The 20,273-nt window shown below is 56.1% G+C and carries 17 protein-coding genes; 11 read left to right on the top strand and 6 right to left on the bottom strand.

From position 1 onward, the window contains the following. Nucleotides 1–22 precede the first annotated feature (22 nt). From lepB to acpS, 6 genes are all read left to right on the top strand, one after another. Complete coding sequence (lepB, locus tag LQ945_RS07755) at nt 23–1,000, top strand: signal peptidase I (protein ID WP_269935379.1); 978 nt, start codon at nt 23–25, stop codon at nt 998–1,000. Between the two features lie 307 nt (nt 1,001–1,307). Further along, nucleotides 1,308–1,988, top strand: coding sequence for a ribonuclease III (gene rnc / locus LQ945_RS07750; RefSeq protein ID WP_041414862.1), 681 nt, complete (start codon nt 1,308–1,310; stop codon nt 1,986–1,988). Further along, nucleotides 1,985–2,893, top strand: a complete 909-nt coding sequence (gene era / locus LQ945_RS07745) for a GTPase Era (RefSeq protein WP_262241803.1) — start codon at nt 1,985–1,987, stop codon at nt 2,891–2,893. Before rnc ends, era begins: the two co-directional genes overlap by 4 nt. A gap of 8 nt (nt 2,894–2,901) precedes the next feature. Beyond that, on the top strand, nt 2,902–3,633 hold the full coding sequence (gene recO, locus LQ945_RS07740) for a DNA repair protein RecO (protein WP_020828253.1): 732 nt from the start codon (nt 2,902–2,904) through the stop codon (nt 3,631–3,633). Between the two features lie 73 nt (nt 3,634–3,706). After that, the gene (pdxJ, locus tag LQ945_RS07735; protein ID WP_269935380.1) at nt 3,707–4,438 is read left to right on the top strand and encodes a pyridoxine 5'-phosphate synthase; all 732 of its coding nucleotides are present in this window, start codon (nt 3,707–3,709) and stop codon (nt 4,436–4,438) included. Then, entirely contained in the window at nt 4,438–4,818 is a 381-nt protein-coding gene (gene acpS, locus LQ945_RS07730; RefSeq protein ID WP_020828251.1) for a holo-ACP synthase, read from the top strand. The genes pdxJ and acpS overlap by 1 nt, the downstream gene beginning before the upstream one ends. Before the next feature lie 64 nt (nt 4,819–4,882). Here the strand turns inward: acpS and LQ945_RS07725 are convergent, their stop codons facing one another. The 3 genes from LQ945_RS07725 to LQ945_RS07715 form a co-directional block, all read right to left on the bottom strand. After that, a complete protein-coding gene (locus tag LQ945_RS07725) occupies nt 4,883–5,143 on the bottom strand; it encodes a YfhL family 4Fe-4S dicluster ferredoxin (protein WP_044554541.1) in 261 nt (86 codons plus the stop codon). A 128-nt stretch (nt 5,144–5,271) separates the two neighbouring features. Further along, on the bottom strand, nt 5,272–6,810 hold the full coding sequence (locus tag LQ945_RS07720) for a phosphoethanolamine transferase (protein ID WP_270102641.1): 1,539 nt from the start codon (nt 6,808–6,810) through the stop codon (nt 5,272–5,274). Nucleotides 6,811–6,947: 137 nt separating this feature from the next. Next, complete coding sequence (locus LQ945_RS07715; protein WP_269935382.1) at nt 6,948–7,796, bottom strand: MurR/RpiR family transcriptional regulator; 849 nt, start codon at nt 7,794–7,796, stop codon at nt 6,948–6,950. Nucleotides 7,797–7,964: 168 nt separating this feature from the next. Here LQ945_RS07715 and murQ point away from each other — a divergent pair, with 168 nt between their 5' ends. The 3 genes from murQ to yfhb are packed head-to-tail and all read left to right on the top strand — an operon-like array spanning nt 7,965 to nt 10,904. After that, nucleotides 7,965–8,858 (top strand): N-acetylmuramic acid 6-phosphate etherase, encoded by an 894-nt coding sequence (gene murQ, locus LQ945_RS07710; RefSeq protein WP_020828196.1) that lies wholly within the window; start codon nt 7,965–7,967, stop codon nt 8,856–8,858. An 18-nt stretch (nt 8,859–8,876) separates the two neighbouring features. Further along, nucleotides 8,877–10,244 (top strand): PTS transporter subunit EIIC, encoded by a 1,368-nt coding sequence (locus LQ945_RS07705; protein ID WP_270102640.1) that lies wholly within the window; start codon nt 8,877–8,879, stop codon nt 10,242–10,244. Nucleotides 10,245–10,247: 3 nt separating this feature from the next. Continuing rightward, nucleotides 10,248–10,904: a phosphatidylglycerophosphatase C gene (yfhb, locus tag LQ945_RS07700; protein WP_270102639.1), complete on the top strand. Its 657-nt coding sequence runs from the start codon at nt 10,248–10,250 to the stop codon at nt 10,902–10,904. A gap of 42 nt (nt 10,905–10,946) precedes the next feature. Here the strand turns inward: yfhb and yiaY are convergent, their stop codons facing one another. Together yiaY and LQ945_RS07690 are read right to left on the bottom strand one after the other, a co-directional pair. Further along, a complete protein-coding gene (gene yiaY / locus LQ945_RS07695) occupies nt 10,947–12,098 on the bottom strand; it encodes an L-threonine dehydrogenase (RefSeq protein ID WP_270102638.1) in 1,152 nt (383 codons plus the stop codon). A gap of 199 nt (nt 12,099–12,297) precedes the next feature. Then, a complete protein-coding gene (locus tag LQ945_RS07690; RefSeq protein ID WP_270102637.1) occupies nt 12,298–13,350 on the bottom strand; it encodes a DUF2157 domain-containing protein in 1,053 nt (350 codons plus the stop codon). Between the two features lie 184 nt (nt 13,351–13,534). Here LQ945_RS07690 and tadA point away from each other — a divergent pair, with 184 nt between their 5' ends. Further along, nucleotides 13,535–14,047 (top strand): tRNA adenosine(34) deaminase TadA, encoded by a 513-nt coding sequence (gene tadA, locus LQ945_RS07685; RefSeq protein WP_270102636.1) that lies wholly within the window; start codon nt 13,535–13,537, stop codon nt 14,045–14,047. Here the strand turns inward: tadA and mltF are convergent, their stop codons facing one another. Further along, nucleotides 14,048–15,508 (bottom strand): membrane-bound lytic murein transglycosylase MltF, encoded by a 1,461-nt coding sequence (gene mltF, locus LQ945_RS07680; protein WP_182824083.1) that lies wholly within the window; start codon nt 15,506–15,508, stop codon nt 14,048–14,050. 279 nt (nt 15,509–15,787) lie between these two features. Between mltF and purL the strand changes: the two genes are divergently transcribed. Continuing rightward, nucleotides 15,788–19,678: a phosphoribosylformylglycinamidine synthase gene (gene purL, locus LQ945_RS07675; RefSeq protein WP_270102635.1), complete on the top strand. Its 3,891-nt coding sequence runs from the start codon at nt 15,788–15,790 to the stop codon at nt 19,676–19,678. Nucleotides 19,679–20,273: the final 595 nt, after the last annotated feature.

The raw sequence follows: 20,273 nt of genomic DNA, 5'->3' as shown, positions 1-20,273 counted from the left end.
TTCGCGTAACTAGGGAGTTTGCATGGCGAATATGTTTGCCCTGATCCTGGCGCTGGCAACGTTGGTCACCGGGATCATTTGGGCCTTTGAGCGCTTTAGATGGGCGCCTGCCCGCCGGGCCAAGATTGCGGCGGTAAATGCACAAACCGCGGGTGCCGTGGACGATAAAACGCTGGCCAAAGTGGCGAAACAACCGGGTTGGATTGAAACCGGCGCGTCGGTGTTCCCGGTATTGCTGCTGGTCTTCGTGGTGCGTTCGTTTATTTACGAACCTTTCCAAATCCCGTCCGGTTCAATGATGCCGACGTTATTGATTGGCGATTTTATTCTGGTGGAGAAATATGCCTACGGCATTAAAGATCCTATTACCCAGACCACGCTAATTGAAACCGGTCATCCGAAACGCGGTGATATCGCGGTATTTAAATATCCGCTGGATCCGAAGCTGGATTATATCAAGCGCGTGATCGGCCTGCCGGGCGACCGTGTAAGTTACGATCCGGTCAATAAGCGTGTGACCGTTCAGCCATCCTGTACTGGCGGTCAGTCATGCGATACCGCGTTAGCAGTGACTTACAACGATGCACAGCCAAGCGACTTTGTGCAGTTGTTCAGCCGCAGCGGCATGGGCGAAGCCAGCAACGGTTTTTACCAGATCCCGCTGAGCGACAACGTGCCACAGGGCGGTATCCGTCTGCGTGAACGCCAGGAGACGCTGGGTTCGGTTTCTCACCATATTCTGACCGTGCCGGGCACGCAGGATCAGGTGGGCGCTTACTACCAGCAGCCGGGTAAACAGTTGGCGGAGTGGGTTGTGCCGGCGGGTCATTACTTCATGATGGGTGATAACCGCGACAACAGCGCCGACAGCCGTTACTGGGGCTTCGTGCCGGAGAAAAATTTGGTGGGTAAAGCCACGGCTATCTGGATGAGTTTTGAAAAGCAGGAAGGCGAATGGCCTACCGGCGTAAGGTTTAGCCGCATCGGTGGAATTCATTAATCCAGTGTTTCTACCCTATGAATTTCAAGCTGTAGCTAGGCGACCAGCTCGCTCATCCCCAGGCGCTTACTCAAGTAAGTAACTGGGGGGAGCGAGTGCAGGTAACAACGCTATAGTTTGAAAGGCGACGGGTATATTAACGCAGCATTATATTTCCACTCGTTGTAGAATACCGGCTCGAGCGATAAAAAGTTGGCTCCCTGTTGGGAGCCACTGCAAACGAAACAGCTTTGGATTGGCTTTCGGCGAAGCAGGCCTGTTCCGTATGCTGCAAGTTTTTGACGCATTCTTGATCTATTGGTAACTCATGAACCCCATCGTAATAAATAGGCTGCAGCGGAAGCTGGGCTACACTTTTCAACAGCAGGAGCTCTTACTGCAAGCGTTAACTCACCGTAGCGCCAGCAGTAAACACAATGAACGTCTTGAGTTTCTGGGTGACTCTATTCTTAGTTTTGTCATCGCCAATGCGCTCTACCATCGTTTTCCTCGCGTAGACGAGGGTGATATGAGCCGCATGCGTGCCACGCTGGTGCGCGGCAACACGCTGGCGGAGATGGGGCGCGAGTTCGATCTGGGCGAGTGTCTTCGCCTCGGGCCGGGTGAGTTGAAAAGTGGTGGATTCCGCCGCGAATCAATCCTGGCGGATACGGTGGAAGCTTTAATTGGCGGCGTGTTCCTGGATAGCGATATTCAAACTGTTGAACGACTGATTTTGGACTGGTATCGCAGCCGGTTGGACGAAATCAGCCCCGGTGATAAGCAGAAAGACCCCAAAACCCGTTTACAGGAGTTTTTGCAAGGTCGTCATCTGCCGTTACCTTCTTATCTGGTGGTGCAGGTTCGCGGTGAGGCGCACGATCAGGAGTTTACTATCCACTGTCAGGTGAGTGGTTTGAGCGAACCCGTGATGGGTACCGGCTCAAGCCGTCGTAAAGCCGAGCAGGCGGCAGCGGAACAAGCGCTGAAAAATCTGGAGCTTGAATGAGCGAAGTAAAACAATACTGTGGTTTTATTGCGATAGTCGGTCGTCCCAACGTGGGCAAATCCACGTTGTTGAACCAACTGCTGGGGCAAAAAGTCTCCATCACCTCGCGTAAACCGCAGACGACCCGTCACCGCATTATGGGTATCGACACCGATGGCGCCTATCAGGCCATTTACGTCGACACCCCGGGTCTGCACATCGAAGAAAAGCGCGCCATCAACCGTTTGATGAACCGCGCCGCCAGCAGCTCAATCGGCGACGTCGAGCTGGTGATCTTCGTGGTGGAAGGCACTAACTGGACCGCCGACGATGAAATGGTGGTCAACAAACTGCGCAGCCTGAAATGCCCGGTCTTGCTGGCGATCAACAAGGTCGACAACGTTACCGACAAGTCCAAGCTGCTGCCGCACATTGCGTTCCTCAGCCAACAGATGAACTTCCTCGATGTGGTGCCGATCTCCGCTGAGAAAGGCATGAATGTCGATACCATCGCCGCGATCGCGCGCAAGGTATTGCCGGAAGCGGAACACCACTTCCCGGACGATTACATCACCGACCGTTCCCAGCGCTTTATGGCGTCGGAAATCATCCGTGAAAAGCTGATGCGTTTCCTCGGTGAAGAACTGCCTTATTCGGTGACGGTTGAGATCGAACAGTTCGTGCCGAACGAGCGCGGTGGTTACAACGTGCACGGTCTGATCCTGGTTGAGCGCGAAGGCCAGAAGAAGATGGTCATCGGCAACAAGGGTGCGAAGATCAAAACCATCGGTATCGAAGCCCGTCAGGACATGGAACAGATGTTTGAAACCAAAGTGCATCTGGAACTGTGGGTGAAAGTGAAATCGGGCTGGGCGGACGACGAACGTGCGTTGCGTAGCCTGGGTTATACCGACGACCTGAAATAACATCTCCGATGGACGGCTGGGAGCGCGCTTTCGTCCTGCATGGACGACCGTACAGTGAAACCAGCCTGATGCTGGATATGTTCACGGAAGGTCATGGACGGGTGCGTTTGCTGGCAAAAGGCGCGCGCAGCCGTCGTTCTAATCTAAAGGGTTGTCTACAGCCCTTTACCCCTCTGTTAGTCCGCTGGGGCGGTCGTGGCGAAGTCAAAACGCTGCGTAACGCCGAAGCGGTGTCCCTGGGTTTACCTCTCAGCGGCATGATGCTGTACAGCGGCCTCTACGTGAATGAACTGCTGTCACGGGTGCTGGAGCAAGAAGCCAATTATTCGGTATTGTTCTTCGACTATCTGCAATGTTTGCAGGCGCTGGCGGCCGAAGACGTCTCGCCGGAGCAGGCACTCCGTCAGTTCGAATTGGCCTTGCTGAATCATCTGGGTTACGGTCTGGACTTCCTGCACTGCGCCGGCAGCGGCCTGCCGGTCGATGACGGAATGACTTACCGCTACCGTGAGGAAAAAGGCTTTATCGCCAGCCTGGTGGTGGATCACTACAGCTTTACCGGCCGCGAACTGCGCGCGCTGGCGGAGCGCCAGTTCCCTGATGTGCAAACCTTGCGTGCCGCCAAGCGTTTTACCCGTATGGCGCTTAAACCCTATCTGGGCGGCAAGCCGCTGAAGAGCCGCGAACTGTTCCGTCAGTTTGTCCGTAAACAGCCGGATACGCCGGTCGACGACGCCTGACCTTTTCTCCTTTTGCGCTACTGCACCCGCGTGTAAACTACGGCCACTGAAAATCGTTTTTTAGAGGGTTGTCATGGCTGATTTGCTGCTGGGCGTCAATATCGATCACATCGCCACGTTACGTAACGCGCGCGGAACCCAATATCCGGATCCGGTTCAGGCGGCATTTATTGCCGAGCAGGCAGGGGCTGACGGGATCACGGTGCACCTGCGTGAAGACCGTCGTCATATCACCGATCGCGATGTTCGCATTTTGCGCCAGACCATCCAGACGCGCATGAATCTGGAAATGGCCGTGACCGATGAAATGGTGGATATCGCCGTTGAGCTGAAACCGCACTTTTGTTGTCTGGTACCGGAAAAACGCGAAGAAGTGACTACCGAAGGTGGGCTGGACGTTGCCGGGCAGCAGGACAAAATGACCATCGCCGTCGAGCGATTGGCGCAGGCCGGCATTCTGGTTTCGCTGTTTATCGATCCGGATCATCGCCAGATTGATGCGGCGGTAGCGGTGGGGGCTCCCTACATTGAAATCCATACCGGCGCTTATGCGGAAGCTGAAGGCGAACTGGCGGTCAAAGCCGAGCTGCATCGCATTGCCGTAGCCGCCACCTACGCCGCAGAGAAAGGCCTGAAGGTCAACGCCGGCCACGGCCTGACTTACCATAACGTTCAGCCGATCGCGGCCCTGCCGGAAATGCATGAGCTGAATATCGGTCATGCCATCATCGGGCAGGCGGTCATGTGCGGTCTGCCGGCGGCGGTGACGGATATGAAATTGCTGATGCGTGAAGCGCGTCGCTAATGGCCGTGCTGGGGCTGGGCACTGACATCGTTGAAATGGCGCGTATCGAAGCGGTAGTTGAACGCAGCGGCGATCGTCTGGCGCGCCGCGTACTGAGCGATGCTGAATGGGAAGTGTATCAACAGCATCAGCAGCCGGTGCGCTTTCTCGCCAAGCGTTTTGCGGTGAAAGAAGCTGCCGCCAAGGCCTTCGGCACCGGGATCCGTAACGGATTGGCGTTTAATCAGTTTGAGGTGTTCAACGACGGTCTCGGCAAGCCGAATATCCGCTTGCATGCTCGCGCCGCCGAGCTGGCGCAGCAAATGGGGGTCACCTCCATTCACGTTTCGCTGGCAGATGAACGCCGTTATGCTTGCGCGACGGTGATTATCGAAGGGTAATTCGGTGGTCGGTTAGCAAACAAAAGGGCGCCTGTTGGCGCCCTTGTCGATCGGTGTTTCTGTGTCACAGCCGATCGGCATGATGCAGCACCACAAACTTGTCCCACAGCTGTTCGTTGGTTTCGCGATGCTCTGGATTGACGATAATGGTGTTATCGATCGGGCACACCTGCTGGCAGGTTGGAATATCGTAATGACCGACGCATTCGGTACAGCGATCGGTATCGATCTGGTAGATATCATCGCCCATCGAAATGGCCTGATTGGGGCATTCCGGTTCGCACATGTCGCAGTTGATGCATTTTTTGGTAATCAGCAGTGCCATTTCAGTTATCTTTTAATCGGTGCACACGAACAGGCGCGCAATCTATCATAAAACCCATTTTATTGGGCGTTTTTCCACCTGCGCCCGCCAATGCGTTGCTGCAGATCGCTCAACCCTTGAGACGGCCGTCATAGTAACTCTGGTGGGTCGTTCGCCAACTGATCGAAATCAACCATTTCCTGACCATTGAAGATGGGGCGTTTACCAGGCCCAGTCACTGCCGCATGCAGCTGTGGATGTGTCACGATGATGCCTGCCTGTTGGGCAAACAGACTGATAAACTCAAAGGCGCTGTGCGGCTCGTCAATGAAGGTGCGTTGTTGATCGGTATCAGAAAGTACCACCAGTGGGACTTCATAATTCTGCCTAGTATCGCCGCCATGACGCAGATAAAGTTTACCGTCAATATTTCGGTGAGAAAGGCCGTGGTCAGAGAAATAGATTAATTTAAACGGTGAATGAGTCTCTTGCAGCATTTGGTAAGCATGTGCGATGAATCTATCCGTCTTGCGGTAGGTGGAAAGGTAGCAGGCGAGCTCTGCATTATCGCTGGTGAAAACCGGCGGCTCGCCGCCGAGTCGTTCGCAAAAGTCCGAATGCGACCCCATGATATGCAAAACATACAGGTTTCCCGGTTCATTGTTAGTCAATGCGTTTTGTAACAGTGGCAGCAGCTCATCATCATCGGTATTGCGCGATTGGTAATCTCCTTTTTTCAGAAACAGGTAATCATCGCTGAACACGGCTATTTTGGAGACCGGGGTATCAAATTGACCAATCAGACCTTGGTTGGAAAACCAATGAGTGTGCAATCCTGCGGACTTTGCCAGCGTGACGATATTATCGGAAAGATAGCTTTTTTTTCCGTTGCTCAGAGCCAGGGTTCTCGGCAGGGATTCAAAGGTGTTCGGTGCGGTGGAAATATAATTGCTGTAAAAGGTTCCGTTTACGTGATCCAGAAACGGCGTGGTCGACGTCGGGTAGCCAAATAATGACATATAGTCCCTGCGCATGCTTTCACCCACGATGATGACATAGTTGGCCTTATTCTTATTAATACCATCGATAACCCAGCGGGGTTGGGCCAAGGTGCTGGCGTCGATTTCTGCCATTTGTTGGTTGTAACTTTGGTATGAGGAAGAGAATGAGGAAAAGAAATTTACTAATTTAAGGCTCTCCATGTTTCCGCCGAGTATTCTGGCTACCAGCACCACAATCAACATCAGCAAAAAGGGTAAAGCCTTCCTGAAAGACAGCGGGCGGCGCCAGCAGTAGTGAGCGAGAAGAAACAGCATCAGCAGCACGGCGGAGGGCAACAGATAACAGTTCATGGGGATGGCATGCAAAAATTCGGCGGCTTCGGCCCTGTTGGTTTGAAACAACGCCGATACCACGGAAACCGAAGGTGGGCCATATATCACGCCAACAGGGGCATAGAAAGCACAGAATATAATGAAGGGAATGACCAATACATACCGGGTTGTGGGCGGTATAGATAATAATAGCAACGAAAGTGAAATAAAAAGGATATCAATCCCTTTACCGCCGCTATAGCCCATCGATTTTATTAAAATAAACGAAGTGACAACAAAAATTAAAAAGTTGCGGATCGCTGAGGGTGTTATGGATGTGTTGAATTTATTTAGAATGGCTGTGTGTGTTTTCATTAAGCTCAATTGTCAATGTATTGCTGTCCATGCCTGTTCAAAAATCGGGCGATATTTGAACAATAAGAGCCACATACTCTATTATTAGATAGGTGTATTTTTATACCTTGGTATTTGTGGCTTGGACATTATACGACTCAGACGAGCTTTTTCACTAATTGTTCGCTGTGTTTAATTCGTTCGGGGGCGCGATCGAGATCGTGCTGAATTAGGGCCATAAACAGCAGGTCGGTGAGGGCATATTGAGCGGTACTGGAAGAAATGGCGGCGCTGCGGGTATTGGGTTCTTCGGCAATGGTGTACAAACAGTGGTCTGCACGCTGCTGCAGGCCGTTGGGTGAAAAACTGGTGAGCGCCAGCACTTTTGCGCCGGCAATGCGGGCTTCTTCCGCCGCTAGGTTGATTTCCCGTCGTTCACCGCTGAACGAAATTGCCAGCAGCAAATCTCGTTTATCCAGCGCCTGAACCGCCGCCAGCTGAACGTGCATATCCTGCTCGGCCACGGCAATAACGCCGATTTTCAACAGCTTGTAGGAGAAGTCCTTGGCGACCAATCCGGAAGCGCCGATCCCCAACAAAATGACCCTCCGCGCCTGACGCAACATTTCCAACGCCTGATGCAGGCGCTCTTCACTGTTGATATCCAGCGTTGCACGCAGTGCCGCCTGTTTTTCCACCAACAGTTTTTCGCCGACGGCTTTCAACGAGTCGCTGCTGAGGATCTGGTTATGCACCGTGACCACTGGTTCTTTCTGCGGTTGGGCCAGGGTTTCACTCAGCGCCAATTTTAGCGCCGGGAAGCCTTTGTAGCCCATCTTCTGAGCGAATTTCACCACGCTCGACTGGCTGATGCCGGCCAGTTGAGCCAGCTTCTGCGAGCTGAGATGGCGCGCCTGCTCGGCGTTATGCAGCAGAAAATCCGCCAGCTTGCGATCATTCTGAGCCAGCGTTGGATACATCTGGCGAATACGAAGAAGGGTACTCATTCATTTTTCCCTTGAAGCCAGCGGCCATTCTGCCACGTGGGAGGCGAAAACGCGCGGTGAAAATTTTTTGTGAGCGAGTCTTTAAAATAGCAAAAAGCGCTCGCTTTGTTGAATAAAATATTCAAATAATGATTTCAGTTTGTGAATTAAAAATTCAAAGGTGAAGAAATGAACTTAGGCGCATTAGTCTCCGAAAGCCGTAACCCGGCCACCCTCCGACTGGATGAAATGACAACGTTGGAAATGGTGAGCTGTTTCAATCAGGAAGACCGCAAGGTGCCGGAGGCGATAGAAAAGGTGTTGCCGGCTATCGCGCAGGCCGTGGACCTGGCAGCTGCGGCATTGAAAGCCGGCGGTCGGCTGATTTATCTCGGTGCCGGGACCAGCGGCCGCCTTGGCGTGTTGGATGCCTCTGAATGCCCGCCAACCTTCGGCGTGCCGCACGGCATGGTCATCGGGTTGATTGCCGGCGGTCCGGGCGCGTTGCTCAAAGCGGTAGAGGGCGCGGAGGATGATGCGGCATTGGGGGAGGCAGACCTTATCGCACTGAATTTGACCGCCACCGACATGGTGGTGGGGCTGGCGGCGTCCGGGCGCACGCCTTATGTGATTGGCGCTCTGCGCTATGCGCGACAACTGGGCTGCCCGACGGCGGCAATCTCCTGCAATCCGGACTCGCCGATCGCCCATGAAGCGCAGGTGGCGATTTCGCCGGTAGTGGGGCCAGAGGCCCTGACGGGGTCCACTCGGCTGAAGTCGGGCACCGCGCAGAAACTGGTGCTGAACATGCTGTCGACCGGTGCGATGGTCAAACTGGGGAAGGTCTACCAAAACCTGATGGTGGATGTAAAAGCCACCAACGTCAAACTGGTGGATCGTGCCTGTCGCATCGTGGTGGAGGCCACCGGTGCCGAACGCAGTCAGGCCGAAGCGGCGCTGACACAGACCGGTTTTGAGGTTAAACCGGCAATCCTGATGATTCTGGCCGGCGTTGACGCTGAAGAGGCGCAGTTGCGCTTAAAGCAGCACGACGGCTATTTACGCGCGGCATTGACGCGCTAACGACACCTGGGGCGGGCGATGGACAAAACAACGGCACTGGCAACACAGATTCTGGCAGGCATTGGCGGGGAAGGGAACATCCTCCGGCTGGAGAACTGCATGACACGGGTACGCGTCGAGGTTAGCGACGAGCAACGCCTTGATCTGGCGGCGCTCAAGCAGTTGCCAGGCGTCAAGGGCTACATCAAGCAGGGTGAGCAACATCAGTTCATTGTCGGGCCCGGCGCCGCCGCCAAAGTGGTGGACGCGATGCGCTCATTGCTCACCGGGGCTCCTGCGGTTGCGACTGTCGGGGACAACATCGCCCGCAACAAGGCGCAGGCCAAGCAGAAATATGCCGCGCCTATGAGTGGTGCGCTGAAAAAGCTGGCCGATGTCTTTATCCCCTTGATCCCGGCTTTCATCGCCTCTGGTCTGATAACCGGCATCATCAACCTGTTGAAGCGGCCGGACATTGCCGGCGAACTGGCGGTGAATTACCCCAACGTACTCGGGTTACTGGCCATTTTCGGCAGCGCGGTGTTCGCCATCATGAATATTTTGGTGGGGGTTAACGCCGCACGGGTGTTTGGCGGTTCGCAGGCCATGGGCGGCGTGATGGCCGGCATTCTCTCAAGCCCGGCTTTGGCGCAGATTACTTTATTCGGCGAAGCGCTGCAGCCGGGACGCGGCGGAGTGATTGCCGTGCTGTTGGTGGTGGCGTTGATGTGCTGGGTGGAAAAACGCCTGCGCAACTGGCTGCCAGAGTCGATAGAGCTGATCCTCAACCCGCTGATCACCACCCTGGTGACCGCGTCCCTGGCTATTGTGATCCTGCAGCCGTTGGGCGGTTACATTTCGGACGTTATTGCCCACGGCGCCAATCTGGCGATCGACAAAGGTGGTTTGCTGGTGGGCGCGGTGCTGTCCGGGCTGTTTCTGCCTTTGGTGCTGTCCGGTTTGCATCAGGGCCTGGTGCCGATCCACGTCGAACTGGTTCAGGCGCATGGTTCCAACCCGCTACTGCCCATTCTGGCGATGGCCGGGGTCGGGCAGGTCGGGGCCGCGTTGGCAGTATTAATGAAAACCCGCAATGCGCGCCTTAAGAAAGTCATCAAAGGGGCGCTGCCGGTCGGCATTCTTGGGATTGGCGAGCCCTTGATTTTTGGTGTCACTTTGCCGCTGGGCAAACCTTTTATTGCCGCCTGTCTCGGCGGTGCGGTGGGCGGTGCGCTGATCAGTTATTGGAAAGTGGCAACGGTGATCACCTTTGGCATCTCGGGTTTACCTTTGGCGTTAACCATCGTCTCGGGTAAGGTGATGTTGTATCTGGCCGGCCTGGTGATTACCATTGCCGCTGGATTTATTTTCACCTGGATAATGGGATTCAACGATCCTGAGGAGTAGCCCTTGAGCGAGAAACAGAGCCAGCAGGCCGGGGAAGGCCGCCGCGTGGTGTTCTTTGATCTGGACGGCACGCTGCATCAGGAAGACATGTTTGGCAGTTTCTTGCGTTTTTTGCTGCGCCACCTGCCGTTGAATCTGCTGCTGGTGGTGCCGTTATTGCCGGTCGTCGGGTTGGCGCTGCTGGCGATGGGCCGCGCCGCTCGCTGGCCGATGAGCGTGCTGTTGTGGTCGATCACCTTCGGACGTTCAGAGGCCAGGCTAAAGGCGCTGGAGCAGCGCTTTGTCACTGACTTTCGCAGTAAGGTGACCGCTTTTCCGGTGGTGCAAATGCGTTTGCGGCAGTACCTCGAGGCGCACGACGCGCAGGTATGGTTGATTACCGGTTCACCGGAACGGCTGGTGGAGCAGGTGTATCAGGATTCGGCCTTTCTGCCGCAGGTCCACTTGGTGGGCAGCCGTATCCTGCGGCGTTACGGTGGTTGGGTGCTGGCGCTACGTTGCCTGGGGGTACAGAAGGTGACGCAGCTGGAACAACGTCTCGGCGCGCCGCTCAAGCTGTATAGCGGCTATAGCGACAGCAAACAGGATAACCCGTTGTTGTATTTCTGTGAGCATCGTTGGCGGGTCAGTAAATTGGGTGAGCTGCAGCAGTTGGAATAACAGTAAAGGGCGGAATTTCCGCCCTTTACTGTTTTTGATGGCTTACATTGCCGCGCGGAATATGGCGACAATCTGCGCGTGAGTGGCTTGTATTGGGTTAGTGAAGCCGCAAGCGTCTTTCAGCGCGTTGGTGGCCAGCGTATCCAGATCCTGCTCTTTCACCTGCAAATCACGCAGCCCGGCCGGGATACCAACGTCTTGCGCCAGTAACCGAATGGCGGCAATACAGGCAGCGGCACCCTGCTGGTCGTTAAGGTGGCTCACATCCAACCCCATGGCGGCGGCGATATCCTTCAGGCGAGACGCACAAACGCTGGCGTTAAATTCCTGCACGTGTGGCAGCAACACCGCATTACATACCCCATGCGGCAGGTCGTAGAAACCGCCGAGCTGGTGCGCCATCGCATGCACATAGCCGAGAGAAGCGTTGTTGAAGGCCATCCCTGCCAGGAATTGGGCATAGGCCATGTTTTCGCGCGCCTGCATGTCGTGGCCATCGGCAACGGCGTCGCGCAGCGATTCGGCGATCATGGTGACGGCCTTCAACGCACAGGCATCGGTAATCGGGTTGGCGGCGCTGGAAACGTAGGCCTCAATCGCATGAGTCAGGGCATCCATCCCGGTGGCGGCGGTCAGGCCTTTCGGCATCCCGGCCATCAGATGCGGATCGTTTACCGACAGGATAGGCGTCACGTGTTTGTCGACAATCGCCATTTTTATGTGGCGTGCTTCATCGGTGATGATGCAGAAACGGGTCATTTCAGAGGCGGTGCCGGCGGTGGTGTTAATGGCGATCATCGGCAACTGCGGTTTTGTGGAACGATCGACGCCTTCATAGTCCTTGATATCCCCGCCGTTGGTGGCCAGCAGCGCGATGCCTTTGGCACAATCGTGCGGTGAGCCGCCACCCAGGGAGATCACGCAGTCGCATTGATGCTCTTGCAGCAGGGCCAGGCCCTGTTTCACGTTCAGCGTGGTTGGGTTAGGGTGAGTGCCGTCATAAACGCAGCTTTCGATCTGCTGTGCGGCGAGCAACTGTTGAACCTGGGCGACTACGCCGATGTTATTCAACACTTTGTCGGTCACGATCAACGCCTGACGCAATCCCTGTTGTTTCAGGGTCTTTGCCGCTTGGTCCAGACAGCCGGAGCCAATCATGTTGACGGAAGGGATAAAGAAAGTTGAGGCAGCCATAAGTCACTCCTGGATAAAAGCTTTATTGCTTGCCACAAACACTACTCCGCTAATTATTAAGTCATCATGATCTATCGCAATATCAAAGGGGTTAGGTCAGGTAGTTGATTTAGTTTTAGTTTAACCACTTATACTCTGTGGGTTTAGCCCGGCCGGAGCCAAACCCAGCAGTAACTCTTACCGTTAAAACCGCTGGGCCTTAATCATCGGTTTGGTCGTGCGGTTTACGGCCCCATTGCCAGACTTTTTCCGCGTAATGCCCCAGCGCCCACAGGCTCAGGCCGAGCACCACAAAGAAAATCGCCTTGGGCATGGCGTCCCAGAAAAATTCGAAGAAACGGGTATAGAGGTTAATACCGAGGAAGGTCAGCCCAAAACCGCGCAGCATGGCATCGTCGCGTTTCAGCCCCAGCCAGATGCACCCGACGGCGGCGAGGCCGAACAACAGGCTCCAGTGGAACAGTTCAATCTGGCGTACGTTATACCAGCTATCGAGATCGCCATAATTCCCGAAAATCGACAGCAACCATAGGGCGATGAACAGGTACAACAGGCCCATCGCCAGCGAAACCCGCTCCAGTCCACGACAGGCGAGCTGCGGTTGCAACAGCAACGCCGCGGCGATCAACACCACGCCGAAGGCAATAAAGCGAATCGGGAAGCTCATGCCCAGCCAATAAGCCCCCCAGCCGGACAGATAACCGGTCTCGGCCCCGAAAGCATTGCCCAGCGACAGCAGAGCAAACCACCATACCAGCCCGGAGCGACTGAACCAGCCAATCACGCCATACAGCAGCGCGGCGAACGTCAACAGCAGCGAGACCCGGCCGCTGCCGTTATCCAGCCAGACGCCCATTTGCCACAGGGCACAGGCGGTGAACAACACGGCAACGAACAAAGCGGCTTCATTACCGTAGCGTTTCTCCGGATGCCGACGGCGGCGTCGCAGCGCCCAGACATAGCAAAGAGCGGCCACTACGGCGGCGATCGCCATACGTACCGGTGCATCGAAGCGGAACAATTCCCCCAGGCGATAAAGCAATTCACCGTCGGCGAACAGGCTGCTGATGGCAATCACCAGCGAAGCCAGCGCGGCGAGAAACGCATAACGTGCCAGCCGTCGCCAGTCGAAGGGTTGTACCTCAACGTGTTGCAGCAGTTGTTGCTGCTGTTGCGCCGTCAGCGCGCCTTCATCTACCCAGCCGTCCAGCGCTTTGCGCACGACGGTGGCGTTTTTCTTGCTGAGTTTCATGTTTCCTGTCCCTGAAAAACACCCTGATTCAATCAGTATATACCCGTTGTATTTCAAGCCGCAGTGTGTCGCTTCTCCGCCGCTGATAAGGGGCGACTATATTTGCCCTGGTTAACACGGGCGCAGCATGCATCACTGCTACTGTGTATAATGCCCGCCGCAAAAGTGCACGAGGAATGATGCAATGACTGAATATAACGATGAATACTGGATGCGTCAGGCATTGCGGCTGGCCCTGCGTGCGCAGGAAGAAGGAGAGGTGCCGGTCGGGGCGCTACTGGTGCTGGATAATAAGGTGATTGGCGAAGGCTGGAACCGGCCGATTGGCCGCCACGATCCGACCGCACATGCAGAAATCATGGCGCTGCGGCAGGGCGGGGCAGTGTTGCAGAATTACCGTCTGTTGAATGCGACCTTGTACGTGACCCTGGAGCCGTGCGTGATGTGTGCGGGGGCGATGGTGCACAGCCGCATTCGTCGGTTGGTTTACGGCGCCGCCGATGTGAAAACCGGGGCTGCGGGATCGCTGGTGGATATTTTGCGCCATCCCGGCATGAATCATCAGGTGGAGATCCTCCCCGGCGTGCTGGCCGAGGAATGCGCGGCTACCTTGAGCAATTTTTTCCGCATGCGCCGTGAACAGCAAAAGGCGTTGAAGCAAGCGCAACGCGCGCAGGCGGATAAGGACCCGGAATAATCAGAAGTTAAGTGCCAATTCCGGCGCCACCGCCGGATAGCCTTTCCCCAGTTCCGCCTGTTCGGCCGCTTCCTGTGCCGCCTTTCTTTCCCTTTCTTGCAGATACCCCACCAGGCTGACCTGATAGCGGCGGATGTTTTCCACGTAGTTATAGGCTTCGCGTCCGCGCGCATAGCCGTAGGTCAACTGCGGGTAGTAGCGCTTCTGGCTGAGCATCGGCAGACGCTGTTTGACGTCGACCCAACTGTCCGGGTTGCCTTTTTGCATTTTGGTCAGCTTGCGGGCGTCGAGCATATGGCCCCAGCCCATGTTGTAGGCCGCCAGCGCGAACCAGATACGCTCATCTTCCGGCACGGTGTCGGGCACCTTGGCCATCAGCCGCTGTAAATAGAGTGCGCCACCCTGAATGCTCTCCTCGGGATCCAGGCGATCGTTAACCCCCAGACCGTCGGCGGTGGCCCGCGTCAGCATCATCAGACCGCGAACGCCGGTCGGTGAAGTGGCCTGCGGGTTCCAGTGCGATTCCTGATAGGCAATGGCGGCCAGCAGCTTCCAGTCGATCTCGCTGGCGTATTTTTCAAACAGCGAACGGAAGGTGGGCAGTACCGAGTCTATTGCCGACAGGAAGGTTTTGGTATCGACGTAATCAAAACTGCCCACGTGGCCGAGGTACTTCTCTTCCAGCCGCGCCAGCGTGCCGTCGTCCACCATCTGGCTGTAAAAATCCAGCATGGCCGCATACAGGCTGTCGTCGGTGCCGCGCTTCAGGTACCAGGTGACAGGTTCTTCATCGGTGACGTCGAAAGCCACCGCCAGCTGCGGATGGATGCGCTGCAGCAGGGCGATGGTCACGGAGTCGCCGAGGGTGTAATCCAGTTTGCCGTCGGCGACCTGCTCCAGCAGCTCTTTTGAGGTGAGATCGCTGGAGGCTTCCCAGCTGAGGTCCGGGAACTTACTTTGTTTGAGCTGTTTCAGCGTGCTGACGTGGGCCGAGCCGGAAGCGACCGCCAGCTTGCCTTTAATATCGGCAAAGCTTTTGGGGCGTGCGGTGCCCAGGCGATAAACCAACTGCTGGGAAACGGAATAGTAAGCCGGGCCGGTGCGGGCACGGCTGAGGCGATCCTGATTGTAGATCAGGCCGGCGGCCAGCAGGTCGGCATCGTCATCGTCCAGATCGTCGAACAGGTCGTTGATGTTCTTATGCGGGATCACCACCAGTTTCACCCCCAGATAGCTGGCGAAACGTTTCGCCAGTTCGTAGTCGAGGCCACTTGGCCCCTGCTTGGTGGTGAAATAGGTTAACGGCGAGTTCAGCGTACTGATACGCAACTCTCCGCGGGATTTGATCTCTTCGAGTTGCCCGCCCTGGCCGCCGCGCCAGGTAATATTGGGCCACAGGGCGAGCGCCAGAAGCAGGGTGACAACACCGATTAGAATGTAGTTTATTTTAAGGCGTTTCAAATAGTTATCCAGTGATGGCACAGGTGCACTGACGACTGTCATCCCGCTTTTTCTTATGGTTAAATCACCAGTGCCGGGGCATTTTGCGCAACAAAACGCCAGCGTGCAACTTTATTGATACGTTATGACAATTCGATGGCGTGAACAGCTTTTATCAATAATAGCTACGCAAACGGTTTCGTCTGTCGCGCAGATTCTCTATAATGGCGCGCGTTTTCCCCCTGTTGCGCCCAATGAAGTGCTGAAGTCAGTTGCTTCGAAGACGAGAGAACTTTGATTATGGAAATACTGCGTGGTTCGCCCGCTTTGTCGGCTTTTCGTGTTACCAAACTGTTGTCCCGCTGCCAGGACGCCCAACTTCCGGTCAGTGATATCTACGCCGAGTACGTCCACTTTGCCGATGTTAGCGCACCGCTCACTGCCGAAGAACACGGCAAGCTCACGCGCCTGCTCAAGTACGGTCCCTCTCTCGCCGAACATGCCCCTGAAGGTCGCCTGCTGTTGGTGACACCGCGTCCGGGCACCATTTCTCCCTGGTCTTCCAAAGCTACCGATATCGCCCATAACTGCGGTTTGAAGCAGGTGGTGCGGTTGGAGCGCGGTCTGGCGTTTTACGTCAAGGCACCGACGCTGACTGAGGCACAGTGGCAACAGCTTGCCGCATTGCTGCACGACCGGATGATGGAAACCGTCTTCAGCAGCTTGCAACAGGCAGAGCAGCTGTTTGCTCAGCATCAGCCGGCGCCTTATCAGGCGATCGATATGCTGGGGGAAGGGCGCAGCGCGCTGGAACAGGCCAACCTCAAGCTGGGTCTGGCGCTGGCCGAAGACGAAATCGACTATCTGCTGAATGCCTTTACCGGGCTGGGGCGCAACCCGACGGATATCGAACTCTATATGTTCGCGCAGGCCAACTCGGAGCACTGCCGGCATAAAATTTTCAACGCCGATTGGATCATCGACGGCGAACAGCAGCCGAAGTCGCTGTTCAAAATGATCAAAAATACGTTCGAGCAGACGCCGGATTACGTGCTGTCGGCTTATAAAGACAATGCCGCCGTGATGGAAGGTTCGCAGGTCGGCCGTTTCTTCGCTGCGCCGCAAAGCGGTCAGTATGACTATCATCAGGAAGAGGCCCATATCCTGATGAAGGTGGAAACCCATAACCACCCGACGGCGATCTCCCCGTGGCCGGGTGCCGCTACCGGTTCCGGTGGCGAGATCCGCGACGAAGGTGCTACAGGTCGCGGTGCCAAACCCAAGGCCGGCCTGGTGGGCTTCTCGGTTTCCAACCTGCGCATTCCCGGCTTCGAGCAGCCCTGGGAGCAGGATTTTGGCAAACCGGATCGCATCGTAACCGCACTGGACATCATGACCGACGGCCCACTGGGTGGCGCAGCGTTCAATAACGAATTCGGCCGTCCGGCGTTGGTGGGATACTTCCGTACCTATGAAGAACAGGTCAACAGCCATAACGGCGTCGAACTGCGCGGTTATCACAAACCGATCATGCTGGCGGGCGGTATCGGCAACATCCGCGCCGACCACGTGCAAAAAGGCGAAATCACCGTCGGCGCCAAACTGGTGGTGCTGGGTGGCCCGGCGATGAACATCGGTCTGGGCGGCGGCGCAGCCTCTTCTATGGCCTCCGGCCAGTCCGACGCCGATCTGGATTTTGCCTCGGTACAGCGCGACAACCCGGAAATGGAGCGTCGCTGCCAGGAAGTGATCGACCGCTGCTGGCAGTTGGGCGAACAGAACCCGATTCTGTTTATCCACGATGTGGGGGCGGGCGGTTTGTCTAACGCCATGCCAGAGCTGGTTAGCGACGGTGGCCGCGGTGGCCGTTTCGAACTGCGCGATATCCTTAACGACGAACCGGGCATGAGCCCGCTGGAAGTCTGGTGCAATGAATCGCAGGAACGCTATGTGATGGCGATTGCCCCGGCGCAGATGGCGCAGTTCGACGAGATTTGTCGCCGTGAGCGTGCCCCTTATGCGGTGATCGGCGAAGCCACCGAAGAACAGCATTTGACGCTGAACGACAGCCATTTCGACAACCAGCCGATCGACATGCCGTTGGACGTGCTGCTGGGCAAAACGCCGAAGATGACGCGTGACGTGACCCGCCTGCAGGCTAAAGGCCAGCCGGTACAGCGCGACAACATTACTTTGGCCGATGCGGTAAAACGTGTTCTGCACCTGCCGGCAGTTGCCGAGAAAACCTTCCTGATCACCATCGGCGACCGTACCGTGACCGGTATGGTGGCACGCGATCAGATGGTCGGGCCATGGCAGATCCCGGTAGCCGACTGCGCGGTCACGACGGCCAGCCTGGACAGTTACTATGGTGAAGCGATGTCGATCGGCGAACGTGCGCCGGTTGCCCTGCTGGACTTCGCCGCTTCCGGCCGTCTGGCGGTGGGGGAAGCGCTGACCAACCTGGCGGCAACCGAGATCGGTTCGCTCAAGCGCGTCAAGCTTTCCGCTAACTGGATGGCGGCAGCCGGGCACCCGGGTGAAGATGCCGGCCTGTATGAAGCGGTAAAAGCGGTGGGCGAAGAGCTTTGTCCGGCGCTGGGCATCACCATTCCGGTGGGCAAAGACTCCATGTCGATGAAAACCCGCTGGCAGGAAGGCAACGAGCAGCGCGAAATGACCTCACCGCTGTCGCTGGTGATCACCGGTTTTGCCCGCGTCGAAGATGTGCGCCACACCGTAACGCCGCAGCTGCGCACCGACAAGGGCGACACGGCATTGCTGTTGATCGACCTGGGTAACGGCCATAACGCGCTGGGTGCCACTGCGTTGGCGCAGGTTTACCGCCAACTGGGCGACAAACCGGCCGATGTGCGTAACGTTGAGCAATTGGCGGGCTTCTTCAACGCGATGCAAAAATTGGTGGCCGATCGTGCGTTGCTGGCTTATCACGACCGTTCCGACGGCGGCCTGTTGGTGACGCTGGCGGAAATGGCGTTTGCCGGTCACTGCGGTGTGCAGGTGGATATTCAAGGGTTGGGCGACGATGCGTTGGCTGCGCTGTTCAACGAAGAGTTGGGCGCTGTGATCCAGGTAACGGCCGATCGGCTTGAAGCGGTACAACAGGCGTTTGCTCAGCATGGCCTGACGGACAATGTGCACCACATCGGCAGCGTACAGGCTGGCGATCGCTTTGTGATTACCCAAGGCGACAAACCGGTGTACAGCGAAAGCCGTGCTACGTTACGCACCTGGTGGGCGGAAACGACCTGGCAGATGCAGCGCCTGCGCGATAACCCTGAATGTGCCGATCAGGAGCACCAGGCCAAGCAGGACGAGCGCGATCCTGGCCTGAACGTCAAACTGAGCTTTGCACCGGAAGAAGATATTGCGGCACCTTATATTGCCAAGGGCGCACGCCCTAAAGTGGCGGTGCTGCGGGAGCAGGGCGTTAACTCCCACGTTGAGATGGCGGCGGCATTCCACCGCGCCGGTTTCGATGCGGTAGACGTGCACATGAGCGATTTGCTCGAAGGGCGCCGTGACCTGCAGGACTTCCATACTCTGGTGGCCTGTGGCGGTTTCTCTTATGGCGACGTGTTGGGCGCCGGCGAAGGCTGGGCGAAGTCGATTCTGTTCAACGACCGCGTGCGTGACGAGTTCGAATCCTTCTTCCACCGTCCACAGACCCTGGCACTGGGCGTATGCAACGGTTGTCAGATGATGTCGAACCTGCGCGATCTGATCCCCGGTGCCGAACATTGGCCGCGTTTCGTACGTAACCTGTCAGACCGTTTTGAGGCCCGCTTCAGCCTGGTGGAAGTGGCGGCCAGTCCGTCGCTGTTCATGCAGGGGATGGCGGGGTCGCGCATGCCGATTGCCGTTTCGCACGGTGAAGGGCATGTCGAAGTGCGCGATGCGGCACATTTGGCAGCCCTGGAGCACCATGGTCTGGTGGCATTGCGCTTTGTCGATAATGCCGGTCAGGTTACGGAAAGCTACCCGGCCAACCCGAACGGTTCGCCGAACGGTATCACCGCCGTCACCAGCGCCAATGGGCGTGCAACGGTAATGATGCCGCATCCGGAGCGCGTGTTCCGTACCGTCAGCAACTCATGGCATCCGGAAGAGTGGGGCGAAGACAGCCCGTGGATGCGCATGTTCCGCAACGCCCGTAAGCAGCTGGGTTAAGCGATAACGCTGTGCTAGCCGAAAGGGACGCAACAGATTGCGTCCCTTTTCTATTTATATGGCCATGGCGATTGTCTGCATTTTGCGACAGAGGGCATTTTCACTGTCTCTAAAAAGAGACACGTAACTTATTGATTTATAATGATGGAAAATTAATTGGCTTAAGTTGTCGGTTTTTGGCGACAGGCCGGCGTTTTTTTCTTCGCCCACAGAGCTGAGAATACGAGTGTTTTGGCATTGTTTTAATTTATTTTTATTTAAATTCAGTTGGTTAATAAATTAATTGAAAAGTTGGCACGTTAAGTGCATTATTCTGCTCAGTTGCTCATTCAACTTTTTATGACGGCCCCGTAAATAGACGGAACAGTTGCCTCATAAGCCCCCGAATGATGCCAAAGAAATGGTGCCTATCGTCCAACCAAACCGATAACAGTCGCGCAAGCGCTTTATCAAGCATCGGGCGACACGTGGAGTGAGGCACCGCCTGTATCCAACTGTGATGAGTGTTCATCAATTCCGGATACTTACGGATGCTATTCGTCCTGTTCGATGCCAGCCTTTGGGCTACATCACCCTGGGGACGAGAAATAAGGGC

Source organism: Serratia liquefaciens, assembly GCF_027594825.1.
GTDB lineage: Bacteria > Pseudomonadota > Gammaproteobacteria > Enterobacterales > Enterobacteriaceae > Serratia > Serratia liquefaciens_A.
This window is presented reverse-complemented; position numbering and strand designations above follow the sequence as displayed.